This is a genomic window from Pseudoalteromonas sp. SR45-5 (assembly GCF_014163565.1).
Taxonomy (GTDB): Bacteria; Pseudomonadota; Gammaproteobacteria; order Enterobacterales; family Alteromonadaceae; genus Pseudoalteromonas; species Pseudoalteromonas distincta.
Genome location: NZ_JACJDN010000365.1, coordinates 1 through 4,058, shown reverse-complemented (window position 1 = coordinate 4,058; position 4,058 = coordinate 1). Strand labels below are relative to the sequence as shown.

Here is a 4,058-nt window from a genome sequence, read left to right as displayed (position 1 = left end):
GGTAAAGCACACGCAAAAACCGCCGCTAAATATGGCTTTATATTTGGCCTAGGCTGGTTCGGTGCAGGTATAAGCTGGGTACATGTTTCTATTGCCACCTTTGGCGGTATGCCGCTTATAGCGTCGCTCTCGTTAATGGCTTTTTTGTGCGCCTACTTAGCATTATTTCCCGCACTTGCCTTTTGGGCAACTACACGCTTTGCTAGTGGCCCTAAAAGCTTTGGCGCATTACTAATTGCCTGCTTTGCAATTAGTGAGTATTTACGTGGCACCGTACTTACCGGTTTCCCGTGGTTAAGCTTTGGCTACACACAAACCGACGGACCTTTAAGGCTGCTCGCCCCTTATATTGGCGAGTTTGGCTTAACTCTTACCTGTGTCGCTATAGGCTTTGCACTATATAGACTTACCCAAAAAGATTTTAAAACCCCGGCGGTTACTGCGACAGCTGTTGCGCTTATTTTTACAGGTGCAAATACCACAGGCAGCATTCATTACACAGATAAAAACATGTCAGTATTGCTCGTACAAGGCAACATACAGCAACATCTGCGCTTTGAGCCAAGTGAGTTTTGGACCACAATGAGCAAATACCAAGACATGACACGTCCACATTGGGATGCCGACTTAATAGTATGGCCAGAAGCCGCAGTGCCTGAAATAGAAATGCTTGCCGATTCCTACCTAGCCAATTTAGACAGTGCCGCCTCGTTTAATAACACCGCCCTTGTAACCGGTATTGTTGACTACCAGCGAGACACCAAAAATATATTCAACACACTTATTGTGGTCGGTAATAAAGAACGCGGCGACGAGCATGGGCATTACCATTACCTTGATAAAAACCGCTATCAAAAACACCAGCTATTACCCATTGGTGAATTTGTACCGTTTCAAGATTTTTTGCGCCCTATTGCCCCATTATTCGATTTACCTATGTCATCGTTTACCCGTGGCGACAAAGTGCAAAACAACTTACGCGCCAATGGCTATAACTTACTCCCTGCTATTTGCTACGAAATTGTTTTTGCCGACTTAGTACGCGGTAATTACAAAAGCGATTCCGACCTACTCTTTACAGTAAGTAACGATGCCTGGTTTGGTGACTCTATTGGGCCTTTGCAACACATGCAAATAGCCCGTATGCGCGCGCTCGAACTACAACGCCCTCTAGTGCGTGTTACTAACAATGGTGTAAGCGCCGTATACGACCCTATAAGCCACACACAACAAACCATGCCTCAGTTTGAAGCTACCATATTGAAAGCCAAAATTAAGCTTATAAAAGGCGACAGCGTGTACAGCCAATACGGCAACATGTTTGTGTGGGGATTTGTGTTGTTGTTGGGAGTTATAGGTATTGCTAGAAGACGTAAGCCGTAAGCCGTAAGCCGTAAGCCAGTTTATTCGTAGGTTGGGTTGAGTGCCACGAAACCCAACAAGTTAATGGATAATAATCATCGTTTTCAAGGATGGAAGAAGTGCCGTATTTTAAATCAATTCCTCAAAACTCTAATACCATTTCACTGCTGATGTGCTGTGCGCTGATGTTGGTATTTATTGCTGCATTTTTCCCAAGTGCCTTAATTGTGGATAATGAACTTGGACTTAAACCTGAGCATATTCTTTCAGCAATTATTAGCGTGTTAATGTTTTTAACGTCTGTGATTTCGATATTGATTGCGAATAAATCTTACTTAATTTCAAAACAAGCAAATGACTTAAGTGAAAAAGTCTTTCAATCGCAAGCTGAGCAACTTCAATCTCAAGAGTTTTATCAGTTATATGAAAGGTTTGAAAAAAGAATAAAAAAAATTGAAGAAGAAATGAAGGTCAACATTTACACTGAAGGATTAATACTTGAGTATTTATCAGCCGGCAGATTTATCAGGGGGAAATATCAACCAAGTAATCAGGAAGTTGAAGAAATAAAATCGCATAATCAAATACTTCAAGTCTTTTATAAAGACATAATTCAAAGAGGCCATGATGTTAGAAATAAAACTAAAGGAAAGCAATTAACAGAAAGCTGGATAAACCAAACCTTTGTTGATCTCTCTATATTGGGGCCTAAAGATCCTGTATTTGACTCATTCCTAAAAATCCCTGAAGAAGACTTAATATCTATTCAAGGTGGAGCAAGAATCTGTACTAAAAAAGATAACCCCCTATATTATGCTAAGGTACATCGACAGATAATTGCATCATTACTAATTACAATGAATCGCGAGGATCTAGTCTCGCAAAGCGAGGATTTTCGTATTTCTAATGAATTTTTAAGTGATATTAGCAAGCTGATTTGGAAAAATAATAACGCATAAGTTAAGCGCACGAAATATCCAATGCGATTTCCATCCATCCTTGCGACATTTATTTACTACGTTTCATCAGCTTTTTATATATCGCATCTTTATCGCGCTTACCAATTGCAAGTACATAGACCACAATTTCGTCTTCAATAACTTCGTAAGCTAGGCGATACCCTGCCGTGCGCAATTTTATTTTGTAAACATTATCAAAGCCTCGCAACTTGGATGCAGGCACATGTGGGTTGTCTAAGCGTTCAATGAGCTTCTTTTTAAACTGACTTTTAAGTGGGGCCGCTAGCTTCCCCCATTCCTTTAACGCCGCAGGCAAAAACTTTAACTTATAAGTCATCTGTACTGACTTCAACCGCTTGAGATAAATCGCCTCTGCGGCTCTCAACAACTTTAGTTAGTTCATAATCATCCAGTTGTTCCATAATTAGCTCATACATTGGTGCCGGTACTAAGTAAGCTGCAGGCTTGTTATGATTTAATATTGCTATTGCAGCGCCATCTGCTTCATTTAAAAGCGCTGTTGGATTTTTTTTAAGTTCTGAAATACTTGCCGAACAATCAGCTAAAACTTGCCTCATAAAACACCTAAAAAGAACTAAATTAAGCCCTAATTTTAGACCTTTTTTTATTTATAGCTATTCTTTTTTATAATCTTGTTAGTTTTTATTACTCTTTCACTGCATCTACAACGGTTTCAACATTCACAGGTTGATTCAAGTTACCTTTAATAACCACCGTCGCTGATATTTTATCTTGAATAGCTTGTCTGTTTGGGTCCCAATATATCTGTAAAAACCCTAACAAGCCTGTGGCAAAGCCTGCACCGTAGCCGCCGTAGCGACCAAAACAATCTAATAAACCTAATGGCTCACCGCTTAGGGCGACAACACGAATATTACATACTTTTTTACCCGGTGTTTGGCCGCGCCAAAGTAACGAGAACAACGTAAAGTAAACAGCAGCCCAACCAAAACCTAAGCCTAAGTCTTGAATAATGCCTTTGCTCCACTGCAAAATACTATTTGTGCTTGTTTGTGCCGGTTTTTCTTCTATTAACTGTGCAGGCTTTATTTCGTTATTTTCACTGAGCACTAATAGTTGTAAAAGTACGGTAGCAAGTTGTGGGCTTTGTAGGTCGTCCATTTCTGCTAATTTGGGAACTTGCCCAATTAAATTATCAAACGCGTTTTGTTGGCAAGGTTGCTCACAGCTTTCATCAGCTGTTTGCGCTAAATAAGTATTTACCTGTTGTTTTTCTGTGGCGGTAAGCTGAATTTCATCTTGTATTTTTACGCCCTGAACAGCTAAACCTTGATCAGCGTTATCGTCTTCTAGGTAATCAATGCCAATTGAAAGCACTGTAAGTGCGCTTACAAATAAAATACTTGCTGCCGTTATTTTTAAGATTCTTCGCCACACATTCGACATTTTTGGAAGGTATTGCTGTGCAGTGCCTTTATAAAAGGCCATAGCCGCGACAAATGCTATTAGAGCAGCGCTAAGCTTGGCCGCTAAAAATATCAGTGCAACATCAATAATAATCGCTAGTGCACGCTGAATAGGTGTAGCTAAAGGCAAGCCCAGTAAAGCGCTGTCAATTTTAAAAGCGTAGGGTGTAATAACTTCTCGGGTTTCAGAATTTGATAATTCTAATTGTTCTATTTCTGTGGCTTTCATTTATTTTCTTGTTATTAAAATAGGTAACCCGGTTAACTTACGCGTTTTTTATTTTTTGCT

At 39.9% G+C, this 4,058-nt stretch carries 5 protein-coding genes; 2 read left to right on the top strand and 3 right to left on the bottom strand.

Annotation, left to right across the window (positions count from 1 at the left end; translation table 11 throughout):
- Both lnt and H5072_RS13370 read left to right on the top strand, forming a co-directional pair.
- Nucleotides 1–1,383, top strand: a 1,383-nt coding sequence (lnt, locus tag H5072_RS13375) for an apolipoprotein N-acyltransferase (protein WP_182693796.1), incomplete at its 5' end; no start/stop codon positions are given.
- 98 nt (nt 1,384–1,481) lie between these two features.
- Nucleotides 1,482–2,321 (top strand): hypothetical protein, encoded by an 840-nt coding sequence (locus H5072_RS13370; RefSeq protein ID WP_182693795.1) that lies wholly within the window; start codon nt 1,482–1,484, stop codon nt 2,319–2,321.
- 49 nt (nt 2,322–2,370) lie between these two features.
- Here H5072_RS13370 and H5072_RS13365 read toward each other — a convergent pair whose 3' ends face one another.
- The 3 genes from H5072_RS13365 to H5072_RS13355 form a co-directional block, all read right to left on the bottom strand.
- Nucleotides 2,371–2,658 (bottom strand): type II toxin-antitoxin system RelE/ParE family toxin, encoded by a 288-nt coding sequence (locus H5072_RS13365; RefSeq protein ID WP_096792754.1) that lies wholly within the window; start codon nt 2,656–2,658, stop codon nt 2,371–2,373.
- A complete protein-coding gene (locus H5072_RS13360; RefSeq protein ID WP_182693794.1) occupies nt 2,648–2,899 on the bottom strand; it encodes a type II toxin-antitoxin system Phd/YefM family antitoxin in 252 nt (83 codons plus the stop codon). The genes H5072_RS13365 and H5072_RS13360 overlap by 11 nt, the downstream gene beginning before the upstream one ends.
- Nucleotides 2,900–2,987: 88 nt before the next feature.
- Nucleotides 2,988–3,998, bottom strand: a complete 1,011-nt coding sequence (locus H5072_RS13355; protein ID WP_182693793.1) for an RDD family protein — start codon at nt 3,996–3,998, stop codon at nt 2,988–2,990.
- Nucleotides 3,999–4,058: the final 60 nt, after the last annotated feature.

Bases quoted from the DNA above. Each gene is read 5' to 3' on its own strand.
- H5072_RS13365 (WP_096792754.1), bottom strand. From the start codon at position 2,658: ATGACTTATAAGTTAAAGTTTTTGCCTGCGGCGTTAAAGGAATGGGGG.
- H5072_RS13360 (WP_182693794.1), bottom strand. From the start codon at position 2,899: ATGAGGCAAGTTTTAGCTGATTGTTCGGCAAGTATTTCAGAACTTAAA.
- H5072_RS13355 (WP_182693793.1), bottom strand. From the start codon at position 3,998: ATGAAAGCCACAGAAATAGAACAATTAGAATTATCAAATTCTGAAACC.